This window comes from Microcoleus sp., from assembly GCF_041354475.1.
Classification (GTDB): Bacteria; Cyanobacteriota; Cyanobacteriia; order Cyanobacteriales; family Microcoleaceae; genus Microcoleus.
This window is the reverse complement of sequence record NZ_JBGJZU010000025.1, coordinates 1-13,950: the sequence shown is the minus strand read 5'-3', so window position 1 is coordinate 13,950 and position 13,950 is coordinate 1. Positions and strand designations below refer to the sequence as shown.

The window sequence follows — 13,950 nt, the reverse complement described above, 5'->3', positions numbered from 1 at the left end:
GGCCCAGAGGACCATAAACTCAAACAGCCAAAAACCTTTGAACTACTTCATCGCTAAGTTCGCTAGTATTTCCCGATGCCACAATACCACCTTTTTGCATTGCATAATACCAGTCAGCTTGCCTCACAAAATGCAAATGCTGTTCCACCAGCAAAACTGAAATGCCCCTAGCAGCCACCACGCGACGTACCGCAGCTTCTATGTCTAAAATAATAGATGGTTGAATTCCTTCTGTTGGTTCATCTAAAACCAGCAACTGTGGCTCTCCCATCAGAGCTCTAGCAATAGCTAACTGTTGTTGCTGTCCTCCACTCAAATCACCACCTAGGCGATCGAGCATAGTTTTCAGCACTGGAAATAAATCAAATATTTCATCAGGAACTTCAGGATTTTTAGTCCTAGTTGATTTCGCTTCTAAACCTAACAAGAGATTTTCCTTGACAGTTAAGCGGGGAATAATTTCTCGTCCTTGAGGTACATAACCAATACCCATTTTCGCCCGCTGGTGAGTCAACTTAGAAACAATAGATTGGCCACCAAAGTTAATAGTGCCACTGCGAGGTTGCAGCAAACCCATTAAAGTTTTTAGCATAGTAGTTTTGCCCACACCATTACGACCGATTAAGCACACCATTTGCCCAGCTTTGACACTTAAATCGACATCGCGGAGGATGTGACTTTCGCCATAGTAAACATTTAAATTAGAAACTTGTAGCATAGGGTTATTTGTTATTTGTGATTTGTTAGTTGCTGCACCCTGAGCGTAGTCGAAGGGTTATATCGTTTCCGGCTGCATCGGAATGATTTAACCACAGAGAACGCAGAGAACACAGAGGGAGATAAGAGAGATGAATAATTCCGATGTTACCGGATTTGATATTATTTGTTAGCTGAAGCGGTGACAACTGACTATTCTTCTGGTTTGCCTAAATATACCTCAATTACGCGATCGTCATTTTGCACCTCATCCATAGTTCCTTCACACAAAACTGCGCCCTGATGCAGCACTGTTACCTTTTGAGCAATTTGCCGCACAAATTCCATATCATGTTCAATCACCAAAACGGAGTGACTTTGGGCCAGAGAAATTAGCAAATCTCCCGTTAAAGCTGTTTCCTCATCAGTCAAACCCGCCACAGGTTCATCTACCAACAACAAATCCGGAGATTGCGCCACTAACATTCCAATTTCTAACCACTGCTTTTCGCCATGAGAAAGCAAACCAGCAGAAAGATCCGCTTTATTCACTAAACCAATAGTTTCTAACAAACCAGCCACCGTGCGTTTTTCCGCGGCAGGAGCTGGCTTGAACAGCGTGGGAAAGACATTTTTATTACTGTTACAAGACAACTCTAAATTTTCGCGAGGCGTTAAATTCAGGAAAACTCGCGGTGTCTGAAACTTGCGACCAATTCCCAAACGCGAAATGCTATCTTCCGACAAGCCACGCAAATTCCGACCTTTAAACAGTACCCGTCCTTCCGTCGGCTGCACTTTCCCGGTAATCGCGTCGAGAAAAGTTGTTTTTCCCGCGCCATTGGGCCCAATTACTACCCGTAATTCCCCCGCATCCATGCTAAAAGTTAAACCGTTAATCGCCTTGAAGCCATCAAAACTAACCGTCAAGTTTTCTATTTCTAATACTTTTCCATTCATCGTATATTTTCCTCGTAGAGTGCCTCAGTTAACAGTCTGTAGGTAAGCCGGAAAATCTGCGGGATGACGCACCTGACATCGCCGATTTTCTCTGAGAATGTGCGTCAATTAACAGTCTGTAGGTAAGCCGGAAAATCTGCGGGATGACGCACCCTACACAACCAAATAAAAAGTTGTTGTTCTCTCAAGTAAAATTGCTAGAACTGCTCGAAATAGGAGTAGGAGCTGCGGCCAAAATTCGCTCAGCTAACTTGGAGAGTGGCAGACTTTGAATGTAAACTTTACCAGGCCCAGTCATCTTAGCCAAAAACAAGCCTTCACCTCCAAATAAAGCATTTTTAAACCCACCGATAAATTGAATATCGTAGTCCACGGTGGCAGCAAAAGCTACTAAACAGCCGGTATCTACCCGCAACACTTCGCCCACTCCCAAATTTTTCTCAACAATGGTTCCTCCGGCGTGGACAAAAGCTAGGCCGTCACCCTGTAATTTTTGTAAAATAAAGCCTTCTCCGCCAAAGAAACCGGCTCCGAGTCGTTTGGTAAATGCCACCTCAATTTCAATGCCGTTGGCTGCGCACAGAAACGAGTCTTTTTGACACAGAAACTTGCCACCTAGTTTTCCTAAATCAAGGGGAATTACTTTACCAGGATAGGGGGCAGCAAAAGCTACTCGCGCTTTGCTTCTGCCATTGTTTACAAAGGTGGTGATGAAGAAACCCGCTCCGGTAAACATCCGTTTAAATCCTTGAAATAAGCCACCTGTAGAAGTTTGCATTTCGATGCCGCCTTCCATGTATGTCATGGTTCCAGCTTCAGCCCGAACACCTTCTTGGGGGTCAAGTTCTATTTCAATTAGTTGCAAGTCGTCGCCGTAGATTTTGTAATCAATAATATCTGCCATACTTTGCCTCTAAATTTGCCTAAACTTTACCATAATCATTGTTCCAGTTCTTCTTTTTCATGGAGGATTTCGGGGTCTTGTTCCAGGCTGGGGTAGGTAGATACATACCTGGGTTTTCTGAATATGTTGCGGATTAGGTCAAAGCCTTGCTGTTGGAGCCATCCGACTAAGCCATCGGGGAGGACGGTGACTACTATTAAGAATAGTGCCCCTTGGAAAAACAGCCAGACTTCAGGGAATTGTTCGCTCAAGAAACTTTTGCCAAAGTTGACTAGGAGGGTGCCTAGTAGGGCTCCCGATAATGTGGCGCGACCTCCTACTGCTACCCAAATTACCATTTCAATTGAAAAGGCAATATCCATGGCTTTGGGAGAAATAATTCCGGTTTGTACAGTATATAATGCACCGGCAATTCCTGCCATAGCTGCTGAAATTGCAAATACTAAGACTTTAAATCCTGTGGGATTGTAACCAGAGAAACGGAGACGAATTTCGTCGTCGCGAATGGCGATTAGCAGCCGACCAAAACGCCCGGTTGTCAACCAGCGGCATAGGGCGTAAGTTGCTCCTAGAAATAGTATGGTAAGAAGGTAGAAAATATATTGGGTATCTCGGTCATTGACTATGGCTCCGAATATGGTTTTAAAGTCTGTTAAACCGTTGGTGCCGTTAATCAGTTTTTGTTGACCGTTGAAAAAGTTGAAAAATACGATGGTTGCTGCTTGGGTGAGAATGGAAAAGTAAACGCCTCGAATCCGATTTCGGAATACTAAGTAACCCAAGATTGCACCCAGTAAGCCTGGGATGAGAATTACTGCTAGTGCTGAGAAGGGAAAGGAATAAAATGGTTGCCAAAACCAGGGCAGTTCGGTCACGCCATATAGGTTCATAAATTCTGGCAATTGACTGCTGGCTGTTGGGGGAATTTGCAGTTTTAGGTACATGGCAAATGCGTAGCCGCCGATCGCAAAAAATACGCCATGCCCTAAACTAAGTAAACCTGTGTATCCCCAGATTAAATCAATACCGAGTGCTGCAATTGCTAGGGCTAAAAATCGTCCCAATTGGTTGAGGCGAACATCGGGAAGTATGCCTGGGATCAGTAATATGAGTATAAGTGCGATCGCCCCAACAATCATTGCTTCTTGTAGCCATGCCTTTCTAGTTAAATTATTCATGGTTAATCAACTTTAAGATTGGGAAATTTTCAATTTTCCACCGTGCGTCCTTTTTGTGGGAAAATCCCTCCTGGCCGCACTTGTAGAAAAGCCATAATTAAGGCAAATACCATTACTTTTGCCATGCTGGTAGTGGCGAAAAAAGTGAAGAAATCCGCTAAAGGCTTGATAGGAGTCAAGATTGTTGCTATGGTTCCTGAACCGATCAGGTAATTTGCAGTGCCGATCGCGATCGCAGCAACCACAGTCCCCACAATCTTACCAACACCGCCCACAACCACAACCATAAAAGTATCAACCACATAATTCTGCCCCGTATTTGGTCCGACAGAACCCAGCAAACTAATCGCGCAGCCAGCAACACCAGCCAAACCAGAACCCAAAGCAAAAGTCAGGGCGTCTACTTGCTCCGTAGGAATCCCCAAACAAGCGCTCATGCTGCGATTTTGAGTAACAGAGCGAATCCGAAGCCCCCACACAGATTTTTGCAAAAATAAGTAAATTCCCGCCAAACAAACCGCCGTTAACACAATAATAAAAAGTCGCGCATAGGGCAACTGAAAATTGCCCAGAGGTATGCCACCCCGCAGCCATCCAGGTGCTGTCACATCCACATTTTGAGCACCAAACCAAGGTTTAGTGACAGCCAGTTTGTAAGTTTCACCTAAAAATGCACTCACCGCCCAAGAAATACCCAAAGAAAGAGGCAAAAGAATCGCTATAATTCCGTTACGAGCTCTCTCGAAATCTGGGCGACGTTTTAGTACCTGCAAACCGCCAAAAAACAGTAAACAAAACACCCCAATCCCAGCTACCAGCACCCCACTGACGCTGCGGACAAACTGCTGTAAAATTAAACTTACACCCCAAGTTGCTAGTAAAGTTTCTAGCGGCCGCCCATACAAATAGCGAATCACACCGCGTTCCAGAATTAATCCTACCAGTGCCGCCACTAAAAAAGCTAAGGGTATGGCAAATAAAATATAGGTTTCAAAAGCAAATCCTCCGATACCTTTGAATACATTTTGCACTACAAAAGTTGTGTAAGCGCCCAGCATCATTAACTCACCGTGAGCCATATTAATCACGCCCATCAGGCCGAAAATAATGGCTAATCCCAAGGCTGAAATCAGCAAAACAGCACCGATGCTAATCCCGTTAAATAAACCGTCTAATATCTCCACTTTTTTGCCTCTTATTTGTTCCCATAAAATCTTGGCTTTAGAGGTAATTTGTAATTAATGTCACCTATTTCACTAGGTTTACTTAATTCAACCTAAAATTATCTGCTGCGATTTCCCAGACTTATGGGATAAGTCTGGGATCTGGGTTAGGATTTCCCTACTTAGGTCGCTTTAAATTTGCCTCCTTTGGCGGGGTCAGACCAATCGCAGGAAAAGCCTTTAGTTTCTGCTACAAATTGATTCCAAGGAATCGGTTTAACTGCTTCTGGGGTAGCAAAAGCTATCTTAAACAAACCGTCTTCTCTCACTTCGCCTAACCGCACAAACTTCGATAGGTGATGGTTTGTCTCCAGGGTTACTTTACCTCCCGGTGCGTCAAAAGTTTGACCCAAAGCTGCCGCCCGCACTTTGTCTAAATCGTCGGCTGTCCCTGCTTTTTCCACTGCTTGCTTCCAGAGGTAAACCATGATGTAAGCGGCTTCCATCGGGTCATTGGTTACTCTATCTTTGCCGTATTTTGCCTTGAAAGCTTCCACAAATTTTGTATTTGCGGGAGATTCCACAGTCATGAAGTAATTCCAGGCTGCATAGTGACCTTTGAGATATTCTACACCGATCGCCTTTACTTCTTCTTCAGCAATACTGACCGACATCGACGGATACTTATCCGGTCCCAAACCTGCACCCTGTAGGCCTTTGAAAAATGCCACGTTGCTGTCGCCGTTTAGGGAATTAAAAATGACACCACCGTCAGGTAAAGCAGCCTTGATTTTGGTAATAATTGGGGTTACTTCTGTGCCACCCAAGGGAATGTAATCTTCCCCAACTACTTCGCCACCTTTGGCAGCTAGCTGTGCTTTGATAATCGTATTTGCAGTGCGCGGAAAAACGTAGTCAGACCCGACTAAAAAGAATTTTTTGCCTTTATTTTCTAGCAGCCAGTCAACTGCTGGTTCGATTTGCTGGTTGGGCGCTGCCCCAGTATAAAAAATATTCTTGGAACACTCTTGGCCCTCGTATTGTACGGGATACCACAGCATATGATTTTTTTCTTCAAAGACTGGCAATACTGCTTTGCGACTGGCGGAAGTCCAGCAGCCGAAGACAGTGACAACTTTGTCTTGGTCGATCAATTTTTTGGCTTTTTCTGCAAAAGTTGGCCAGTCTGAATTGCCGTCTTCTACTACTGCTTCTATTTGTTTTCCGAGAACACCACCAGCTTTATTGATTTCTTCAATTGCTAATTTTTCAGCATCGACCACACTATTTTCACTAATTGACATGGTGCCGCTTAATGAGTGCAAAATACCTACTTTGATGGTGTTGCCACTGCTGGCTGGCGAACCGGGTGTGGTAGTGGGAGAAGCTGAAGCTTGGGGAGTTGCTGTTGGGCTTGGTGTTCTACAAGCTTTTAGAAATAAACTTGATGTGAGAGTTGCAGAACTGTATAAAAGAAACTTCCGCCGATCGAATCGCTTAGTCATTTTTTTGGTTACTCCTGAATATTTGACACTTCCGGGTGACGCTAGGGCGGGGATTTTTGACAATTTTCACCCTTAATCTCCCTATTTCTAGGGTTTTGGGGCGAAATTTTTATAAGTTAGACGAGTAAAAATCCTATCACATCGCGGCTCTATATTAATCCTGGGTTCCCAGGGATGTTGTATGTTGCGATACAAAATGTCTAGTACCTGGAATCACCCACAAGTCAGAAGCAACAATGTGAAATCTTGAAGGTAAATTTATGGAGAATAGCGGACTTGAACCGCTGGCCTCTGCGGTGCGATCGCAGCGCTCTACCAACTGAGCTAATTCCCCCGATCGATCTTGAATTAAGGATTTGAGATTTGGGATTGTCCAATCTAAAAGCCTTAGAGCTTGCGATCGCTCTCACTTTCGCACACAGTTAATTATACTAACACGTAAGTGCCAATTATGTAAAGCCTAATTTACTTTCGGTTCTTTTGAAATACAAGAGCAACGATGGCATAAACCCAGTCGAAGGGCCCTTCGACGCAACGATCGCGCCTACCACCACGTAGTCGAAGGGTAAAATGGTCCGGCACCGCGAAACTGAGCCGGACTAATGAACAAAGCGTCAAAGTGAGTGTTAGATGTTGAAAATCTGGATAATTTGTCGAGAACTGGGTAGAATTTTAGTAACAGTTTCTCAGCCTATTCTTTGAGCTTCCAACCAGGTTTGACAACTTGTCGGGAACGGGCAACTACTAAACAATCATTGGGCACATCTTCCGTCACCACAGAACCCGCCGCCACGGTAACATCTTCCCCCACAGTAATTGGTGCGACCAGGACAGTATTAGAACCTGTTTTGGTCCGATCGCCTATCTGAGTTTTGTGCTTCTTCACTCCGTCATAATTGGCGGTAATTGTCCCCGCACCGATATTGACTTTCTCTCCCAAAGTCGCGTCGCCTAAATAAGATAAGTGAGCAACATTAGTGCGATCGCCTATTTGAGTATTTTTCAATTCTACAAAATTTCCCACCCGACAATTCGCGCCAACTTCTACATGACCACGCAAATGTGCGTAGGGTCCAATCCGTGAATTATCAGATACAATACTATCAGAAACTACGGCATAAAGTACATTTACATTTTTACCAATTTGACTGTTTTCAATCAAACTGCCTGGACCGATGCGACTACCACTAGCAATGGAACTTTTACCTCGTAAATGGGTTTGTGGTTCCAGGATCACATCCGGTTGCAACTCTACGGTATCATCGATGGTAATGCTATTCGGGTCGATCAGGGTTACTCCCGCAGCCATCCACTTGTCCTTGATGCGCATTTGCAAAATATCTGCCAGTGTGGCTAAGTGTTTGCGATCGTTAATGCCCAATATTTCCCGCTCGTCTGCTACATCCATCGCCATCACCGGTGCCATGTATTTCACCGTATCAGTAAGGTAATATTCTTGTTGGTTATTGTCTGCCTTCAATTGAGGCAAGACTTTTTCCAAATGAGGCCAGTGAAAACAATAAACACCTGCATTAATCCGGCAATTTTGTTTTTGAGCGGTTGTGCAATCGCGGTCTTCTATAATTTCTGTGACCAAGTTGTGACTATCTGTAAACACTCGACCATATCCTTGAGGATTCGCCAAATTAGCTGTTAACAAAGTAGCCGAATTTTGGTTTTTTTGGTGAGTTTCTACTAATTCTTTGAGGGTTTGCGATCGCAACAAAGGCACATCCCCATTTAAAACCAGTAAATCTCCCGTAAATCCCTCTAAATGAGGCAGTAGTTGTTGAATGGCGTGACCGGTTCCCAATTGTTCAGTTTGTTCGACAAATTCTAAGGGTGGCAATTCAGCATTTTCCGGTTCTAATTCTTGATTTTCCAGGAGTGCTTTTTTAACCAGTTCGCTGCGATAACCGACGATGACCAGTCGCCGGGAAATTTCAATTTCTTGACAACTGTTGAGGACTCGTTCAACTAGAGTTCGACCGCCCAATTCTTGTAAAACTTTGGGCAAGTCGGATTTCATGCGCGTGCCACGTCCAGCCGCTAAGATTGCTATTGCTATCATTTTGCGATCGATTAATCTAGTATGTGTTAAACATTTTGGCTGATGATAGGTAGGTCGCTCTAATTAGACATCAAATCCGATCGCCCTCTCCTGTCTCCGACTTGTTTCAGAATTAGGGATTCTGGATATGTTGTTTTTTTAGCCGTTGCTCACCGATCGCCAGCCATCGGTCAATTGTACTGCGAGGGCACAATTTTTTAATCTCCAATCTGAAAGGGAAAATTCCTTCGGGCGATATTTTTGATCGACGGATGTCAGCGACTACTCAGCCTAGGTGGGTGAAGCAGCTTGACCGCGCACAACCATACTCCTGTTGAGTTCCATAGGAGGGGAGCATCCCAATGTTATATGGGTGAAGCATTCCGGCCGACAATTTATTAGTGATAACCAGAGATTTACAGCGGGAATGCTTCACCCCTACGAATATATTTGCAAAACACAGATGCACCCCATAGGAGAGGGAAAAATCTACCGGGATAGGGAAATATCGGAAAGCCACCGCATCGATCCTTAGACTCGCTAGCTTCAAAACTCCCATCCCCAATCCTTGACTCCTAAATTCTCAATCGAGCTCCCTAGTTTCGACACTTGTGGATTATACTGTTTGTGAAATTTCAATTATTGTGCTTTAACATCAACAAAAATTTTCACCTATAGGAAGGGGAAGTCCCGAAGTCTATCCGTTTACGGGATGAGTGGCGGGATGAAAGTAATCCCGAAAATAAATTGAGTGATAGCGAATCAATTATCCAAAAATTCAGGTGTTCAGCTATGACAGAGCTTAATTTTCAGGAACTTGCAAAAGAGGGAAATCCGGAGGCGATCGCCTCTTGGCTCCAGAGTCAGTTACAATCTGAAGACATCACAGTGACAGTTAATCTCAACGGCGATTATTTGGAAGTATTTCTGGATGCTTCGCCCGTACCTGCACCAGATAAATCAGTAGAGTTGGTCCGCAAGCAATTAACCGATTTGCAGCCAAAATCGATTCGCTTGGTGAAAGTTGAGGGTCGAGAAATTGGTCAGGCTGTGTCTGATTGGAGTCAAGAATTTATTTTAGAACACCCAAGTATTGCTCAAGAAAATAATCCTGAAAAATCCTTGACAAATACAATAGTTGCTAATCAGGAAAAACTCATGGAAACTGCGAAAAATATGGAGGCTACACAGCCGGAAATGAAAGAATTAGAGAATAGACTGCGATCGACTTTCATGGTAGTTGGGATGGTGACAGGTATATTGGCGATCGCCGTCGTAGCCTTTGTTGGTAAACTTTTAAACGAGCCAGCAGCAACTGCGGGCAAAAATCTAGAGGAAACACCGACTGTAGCAACAGTACCAGATTCTTTTCGAGAGGCAGTTAACAGTGCAGTAAAAGCAGCAGAATTAGGACGAGGTGCCAAAACCAAAGAGGAATGGAATTTAGTTGCCAATAACTGGCAAGAAGCCATCTCTTTGATGAGAAGAGTACCCCCATCAAGTCCTCATCATGAACTAGCTCAGACAAAAGTAGCTGAGTATCAGAAATATCTGATTTATGCTCAAGAATCAGCAGTAACTCTGCCTTCCCCAAGTCCAACAACAGCCACGGGTGAAAAAGAATCAGCCGAAAAATCAACTAAAAAATCCAATTCCGAAAAGGAAGCCACTGAAAAATCAACTAAAAAATCCAATTCCGAAAAAGAAGCCACTGAAAAATCAACTAAAAAATCCAATTCCGAAAAAGAATCTAATGAAAAAGCAAATAGGAAATCTAATCCTGAAAAATAAGGTGATGAAAAAAGCAGCTTATTTTCTAGAGATTTTCAAGTTTATCGCCGTTCAAACACAGTAATTTTTAAATCAATATGACAGACACCAATTTGATAGTTAATCCCGAATGGTTAGCCGGCAATACCGAAAATCAGCAAGTTGTAATTATTGACTGTCGGTTTTCTCTAGCCGATCCAGAATTGGGACAAAAACAATATCAAGAAAGTCACATTGCCGGAGCTTTTTATTTAGATTTAAACCAAGACCTCGCTAGTCCCGTTGAAAAACATGGTGGCAGACATCCGCTGCCAAATATTACAGAATTAGCGGAAAAATTGAGTGAAATTGGCATTAATTCCCCAGAAACTTTAGTTGTAGCCTATGACGATTCGCGGTTGGCTTTTGCGGCTCGGTTGTGGTGGCTGCTGCGATATATGGGACACAGTAAAGTAGCATTGTTAGATGGGGGTTTCAGTGGCTGGAACGCGGCTGGATATCCGGTGACAAATGTTTTGCCAAAACCTCGTGAGGGTAAATTTGTCCCCGAATTGCGATCGCACCTGATTGTGGATATTGAGGCCGTAAAAGCACTAAAAGACTTGCCGGGAAAGGTTTTGGTTGATTCGCGGGAGAACGAGCGATATCTTGGCATCCGGGAGCCGATCGACCCCATTGCAGGTCACATTCCCGGTGCTGTCAACTATCCTTGGCAACAGGTGACAGATGAGACAGGAAAAGTGCGATCGACTTCCGCACAAAAGCAACTTTGGACAGAATTAGCCACCGCCGAAGAAATTATGGTTTATTGCGGTTCCGGGGTAACAGCTTGCGTGAATTTATTGTCTTTAGAAATAGCCGGAATTCCCAACGCTAAACTTTATCCAGGTAGCTGGAGTGACTGGTGTTCCTATCAATAAGCGACACCAAAAAACTGGGTGCACCTCAGTTTTGCAAATATATTAGTAGGGGCGAAGCATTCCGGCTGTAAATCTCTGGTTATCATTAATAAATTGTCTGCCGGAATGGTATAGCCCTTACAAAATTGGGATGCTCCCAAAAAACTTGTTTGTGTAATAAATCATGATTTGTTAACAGAAATATTGAGGCAGAAACCAGGTTTTTTACACCCTTGCATAAATTCGAGCCTTATTCCTTCCCATCCTCTAAAAATCAAAATAAATGTAAGGTAAACCACCCTCCGGTGCCAACACCCAAACCGCATACAAACAAAGCGGTACTAACATCAACTTCACAGGCCAATTCAACTCCACCTTCAAACCCCGAATTAACGTATAATTCATCAGCATCGCCACCGCCAAGCCCCCCAAAATCCAACTTAACTGCACTCTTTCCAAACCCAGGGCTTCCACATAAACCTTATGTGCAAACTGGACATCAGCAGGATGTCCCCACAAATGGGAAATCACCCATCCAGAGTCTTTCAAATTGGGAAGACGGAAAAATATCCAACTACCAAAAACCATAGCTTGAGTTAACAGCCAACCGATGAAAAAGCCGATCGCATTGTCCCACAAAAAATCTATTCGCAACCGCTTAAACACCACATCCGTCAGCCTATGAACCACCAAAGCCAAACCGTGTAACCCCCCCCACACAATAAATCCCCAAGCCGCACCATGCCAAATTCCAGCCACTAACATGACGATTAACAAATTCAGACAAGTACGCCACAAACTAACCCGCGAACCCCCCAAAGGAAAATACAAATAATTCCGCAGCCAATCTCCCAAAGTCATGTGCCAGCGCCGCCAAAAATCGCCTATGCTAGCACTAAAATAAGGAAAATCAAAATTGGGTGGCAAGTACCAACCCAGCAGCAAAGCAGTACCGCGCGCGATGTCAACATAAGCGCTAAAGTCGAGATAAAGTTGCAACCCGTAAGCAAAAATTGTCAGCCACAAATCTTCGCTTCCCGCCCGCTGCAAGTTAGTAAAACTTAAATCTACATAAATTCCCAAATTATCCGCCACAAGCCCTTTTTTTACTGCACCGGAGGCGATCGCCCACAGTCCCTCTGCAATGCCATCTGCTGTGGGAAATTTCTGGGATTTTAGTTGATAAATTAAGTTATGATACCGAGTAATTGGTCCCGAAATTAATTTGGGAAAAAACAACTTGTAAGCAGCAAAGTGCAGCAGTGAATTTGTCGCAGGTGCACCTCGATACACGTCAATCAAATAAGCAATGCACTCAAAGCAAAAAAAACTCAATCCTAAAGGTGCAATTACGTGGGTTTTTACCCAGTCCGCACTGTCTAAAGCCACGGGTAAATTCAACAAAGTGCCGAGGGAACTTAAGAAAAAAGGCACATACTTAAAACCTAGAAGCAGCAATACATTCAGGGTAATTCCTATGCACAGCAGCAACCAGCGGCGACGGTTCCAAGATTCGTTAGCAATCCGCCAATCCAGAGGTTCCCCGATCGCCATTGCCAAGAAATAATTAAACAGAGTACCTACTAACAGCAGAGGAATGTACCATCTTTGCAGCGAACCATAAAAAATCAGACTCCCAATCACCATAATTGAAAGTCGCCACCATCGCAGTGGCACTAACCAATAAACAACTAACAAACTTAGCAAAAATTGGGCGTATTGAAGGGAGATGAAAGTCATGTTCTACAAATAAAACAAATAAGTGTTTGCATATTATTGCTGTATTCTATAACTGCAAAATGCGTTTGACGATCGCACTGGTAGAACTCGGAACTTCTATTTTAACCAAGGAAATTTTGCCACCACAGGCTAAAACCGCAGGTGCTTCCGGTAGTGTTTCGATTTGATAGTCGCCTCCTTTAACGTAGATATCTGGCTTCAGAGTCGCGATCAGTTCAATGGCGGTAGTTTCGGGAAAAATTACTACGGCGTCTACGGCTTTGAGTGCCGCTAAAACTTCGGCTCGCTGTTCTTCTGGTACGATGGGGCGCGTTGGTAATCCCGGCTGCTGGGGTTTGAGGGCTTGTACGCTAGCATCGCTATTCAATCCCACCACGAGGGAGCGCCCCAAGGATGAAGCCTGCTGCAAATAGCGGACGTGCCCTGCGTGTAAGATATCAAAGCAGCCGTTGGTAAACACGAGGGGACGCCACTGAGCCGGATTTGAGGCGATCGCACGAGCAAGTTCTTTCAACCCATAAACACCAGAAATCATTGTTTCCACCAACAGCGAGTTTGAACAGCGATGAACCATCCTACCAGCAAAAGTGAGAAATTGCACTTGCTAAATTGAAAAATTAATTTTTCAATTGCCTAATAATTACTAAGATAATTTGCAGGCAAGAGCTAAAATGAAATTAAAAAACAGACAGAATTTTTGTTGATAAAAAAGCAAGTTAAGTCGGAGAATGTGCAATTATTAAGCCCATCAGTGTAGGTTAAAACTCAAGTAGACATCCGCCTGTTTGACGCAATTAACCAACTAAAATGCCATCTTGATTACCGAGTTTTATGCGATCGAGCCGCTCCACAGACTTGTGGTGCTCTCAGCAAGTCGGTGGGGAGTATCAAAGGTTGCGTCTTTTTTTTCGATCAAAATCACCAACGCTAATTAGTCTGTCGAGCAATTTACCAAGAATTTAGCTAGACAGACGGGAATCCCCACACTATACCGCCTCGGTTAGTGTGGGATGAAAGGCGTGTGAGGTGAGGATTCCATCTGTTCACAATCTCAAAGCATAGCTTTGAGTAGTGGGCGGATGGAT

At 43.9% G+C, this 13,950-nt stretch carries 11 protein-coding genes and 1 tRNA gene; 2 read left to right on the top strand and 10 right to left on the bottom strand.

Annotation, left to right across the window (positions count from 1 at the left end):
* Positions 1 to 19 precede the first annotated feature (19 nt).
* The 8 genes from urtE to glmU all read right to left on the bottom strand — a co-directional run bounded on the left by urtE (position 20) and on the right by glmU (position 8,477).
* Positions 20 to 718, bottom strand: a complete 699-nt coding sequence (gene urtE / locus ACBR23_RS11845; protein ID WP_340518013.1) for an urea ABC transporter ATP-binding subunit UrtE — start codon at positions 716 to 718, stop codon at positions 20 to 22.
* Between the two features lie 191 nt (positions 719 to 909).
* Positions 910 to 1,656, bottom strand: coding sequence for an urea ABC transporter ATP-binding protein UrtD (gene urtD / locus ACBR23_RS11840; protein WP_371117206.1), 747 nt, complete (start codon positions 1,654 to 1,656; stop codon positions 910 to 912).
* Positions 1,657 to 1,840: 184 nt separating this feature from the next.
* The gene (locus ACBR23_RS11835) at positions 1,841 to 2,560 is read right to left on the bottom strand and encodes a TIGR00266 family protein (protein ID WP_371117205.1); all 720 of its coding nucleotides are present in this window, start codon (positions 2,558 to 2,560) and stop codon (positions 1,841 to 1,843) included.
* A 35-nt stretch (positions 2,561 to 2,595) separates the two neighbouring features.
* Positions 2,596 to 3,738 (bottom strand): urea ABC transporter permease subunit UrtC, encoded by a 1,143-nt coding sequence (gene urtC / locus ACBR23_RS11830; protein ID WP_341740168.1) that lies wholly within the window; start codon positions 3,736 to 3,738, stop codon positions 2,596 to 2,598.
* A gap of 29 nt (positions 3,739 to 3,767) precedes the next feature.
* Positions 3,768 to 4,922, bottom strand: a complete 1,155-nt coding sequence (locus ACBR23_RS11825; RefSeq protein WP_371119613.1) for a branched-chain amino acid ABC transporter permease — start codon at positions 4,920 to 4,922, stop codon at positions 3,768 to 3,770.
* Between the two features lie 161 nt (positions 4,923 to 5,083).
* Positions 5,084 to 6,406, bottom strand: a complete 1,323-nt coding sequence (gene urtA / locus ACBR23_RS11820; protein WP_371119614.1) for an urea ABC transporter substrate-binding protein — start codon at positions 6,404 to 6,406, stop codon at positions 5,084 to 5,086.
* A gap of 261 nt (positions 6,407 to 6,667) precedes the next feature.
* Positions 6,668 to 6,740: transfer RNA gene (locus ACBR23_RS11815), tRNA-Ala, on the bottom strand.
* A 357-nt stretch (positions 6,741 to 7,097) separates the two neighbouring features.
* Positions 7,098 to 8,477: a bifunctional UDP-N-acetylglucosamine diphosphorylase/glucosamine-1-phosphate N-acetyltransferase GlmU gene (gene glmU, locus ACBR23_RS11810; protein WP_371118145.1), complete on the bottom strand. Its 1,380-nt coding sequence runs from the start codon at positions 8,475 to 8,477 to the stop codon at positions 7,098 to 7,100.
* Positions 8,478 to 9,248: 771 nt separating this feature from the next.
* Between glmU and ACBR23_RS11805 the strand changes: the two genes are divergently transcribed.
* Together ACBR23_RS11805 and ACBR23_RS11800 are read left to right on the top strand one after the other, a co-directional pair.
* Positions 9,249 to 10,247 (top strand): hypothetical protein, encoded by a 999-nt coding sequence (locus ACBR23_RS11805; RefSeq protein ID WP_371119615.1) that lies wholly within the window; start codon positions 9,249 to 9,251, stop codon positions 10,245 to 10,247.
* 77 nt (positions 10,248 to 10,324) lie between these two features.
* Positions 10,325 to 11,146, top strand: a complete 822-nt coding sequence (locus ACBR23_RS11800; RefSeq protein WP_371118143.1) for a sulfurtransferase — start codon at positions 10,325 to 10,327, stop codon at positions 11,144 to 11,146.
* A 246-nt stretch (positions 11,147 to 11,392) separates the two neighbouring features.
* On the opposite strand, the gene ACBR23_RS11795 is transcribed toward ACBR23_RS11800, so the two are convergent.
* Both ACBR23_RS11795 and rfaE2 read right to left on the bottom strand, forming a co-directional pair.
* The gene (locus ACBR23_RS11795; protein ID WP_341740290.1) at positions 11,393 to 12,865 is read right to left on the bottom strand and encodes an MBOAT family protein; all 1,473 of its coding nucleotides are present in this window, start codon (positions 12,863 to 12,865) and stop codon (positions 11,393 to 11,395) included.
* Between the two features lie 46 nt (positions 12,866 to 12,911).
* The gene (rfaE2, locus tag ACBR23_RS11790; RefSeq protein ID WP_371118146.1) at positions 12,912 to 13,400 is read right to left on the bottom strand and encodes a D-glycero-beta-D-manno-heptose 1-phosphate adenylyltransferase; all 489 of its coding nucleotides are present in this window, start codon (positions 13,398 to 13,400) and stop codon (positions 12,912 to 12,914) included.
* Positions 13,401 to 13,950: the final 550 nt, after the last annotated feature.

Excerpts from the sequence above, each read along its gene's own strand:
- urtA (WP_371119614.1), bottom strand. The coding sequence starts at position 6,406 with ATGACTAAGCGATTCGATCGGCGGAAGTTTCTTTTATACAGTTCTGCA.
- urtE (WP_340518013.1), bottom strand. The coding sequence starts at position 718 with ATGCTACAAGTTTCTAATTTAAATGTTTACTATGGCGAAAGTCACATC.
- glmU (WP_371118145.1), bottom strand. The coding sequence starts at position 8,477 with ATGATAGCAATAGCAATCTTAGCGGCTGGACGTGGCACGCGCATGAAA.
- ACBR23_RS11835 (WP_371117205.1), bottom strand. The coding sequence starts at position 2,560 with ATGGCAGATATTATTGATTACAAAATCTACGGCGACGACTTGCAACTA.
- urtC (WP_341740168.1), bottom strand. The coding sequence starts at position 3,738 with ATGAATAATTTAACTAGAAAGGCATGGCTACAAGAAGCAATGATTGTT.
- urtD (WP_371117206.1), bottom strand. The coding sequence starts at position 1,656 with ATGAATGGAAAAGTATTAGAAATAGAAAACTTGACGGTTAGTTTTGAT.
- ACBR23_RS11800 (WP_371118143.1), top strand. The coding sequence starts at position 10,325 with ATGACAGACACCAATTTGATAGTTAATCCCGAATGGTTAGCCGGCAAT.
- ACBR23_RS11805 (WP_371119615.1), top strand. The coding sequence starts at position 9,249 with ATGACAGAGCTTAATTTTCAGGAACTTGCAAAAGAGGGAAATCCGGAG.
- ACBR23_RS11795 (WP_341740290.1), bottom strand. The coding sequence starts at position 12,865 with ATGACTTTCATCTCCCTTCAATACGCCCAATTTTTGCTAAGTTTGTTA.
- rfaE2 (WP_371118146.1), bottom strand. The coding sequence starts at position 13,400 with ATGATTTCTGGTGTTTATGGGTTGAAAGAACTTGCTCGTGCGATCGCC.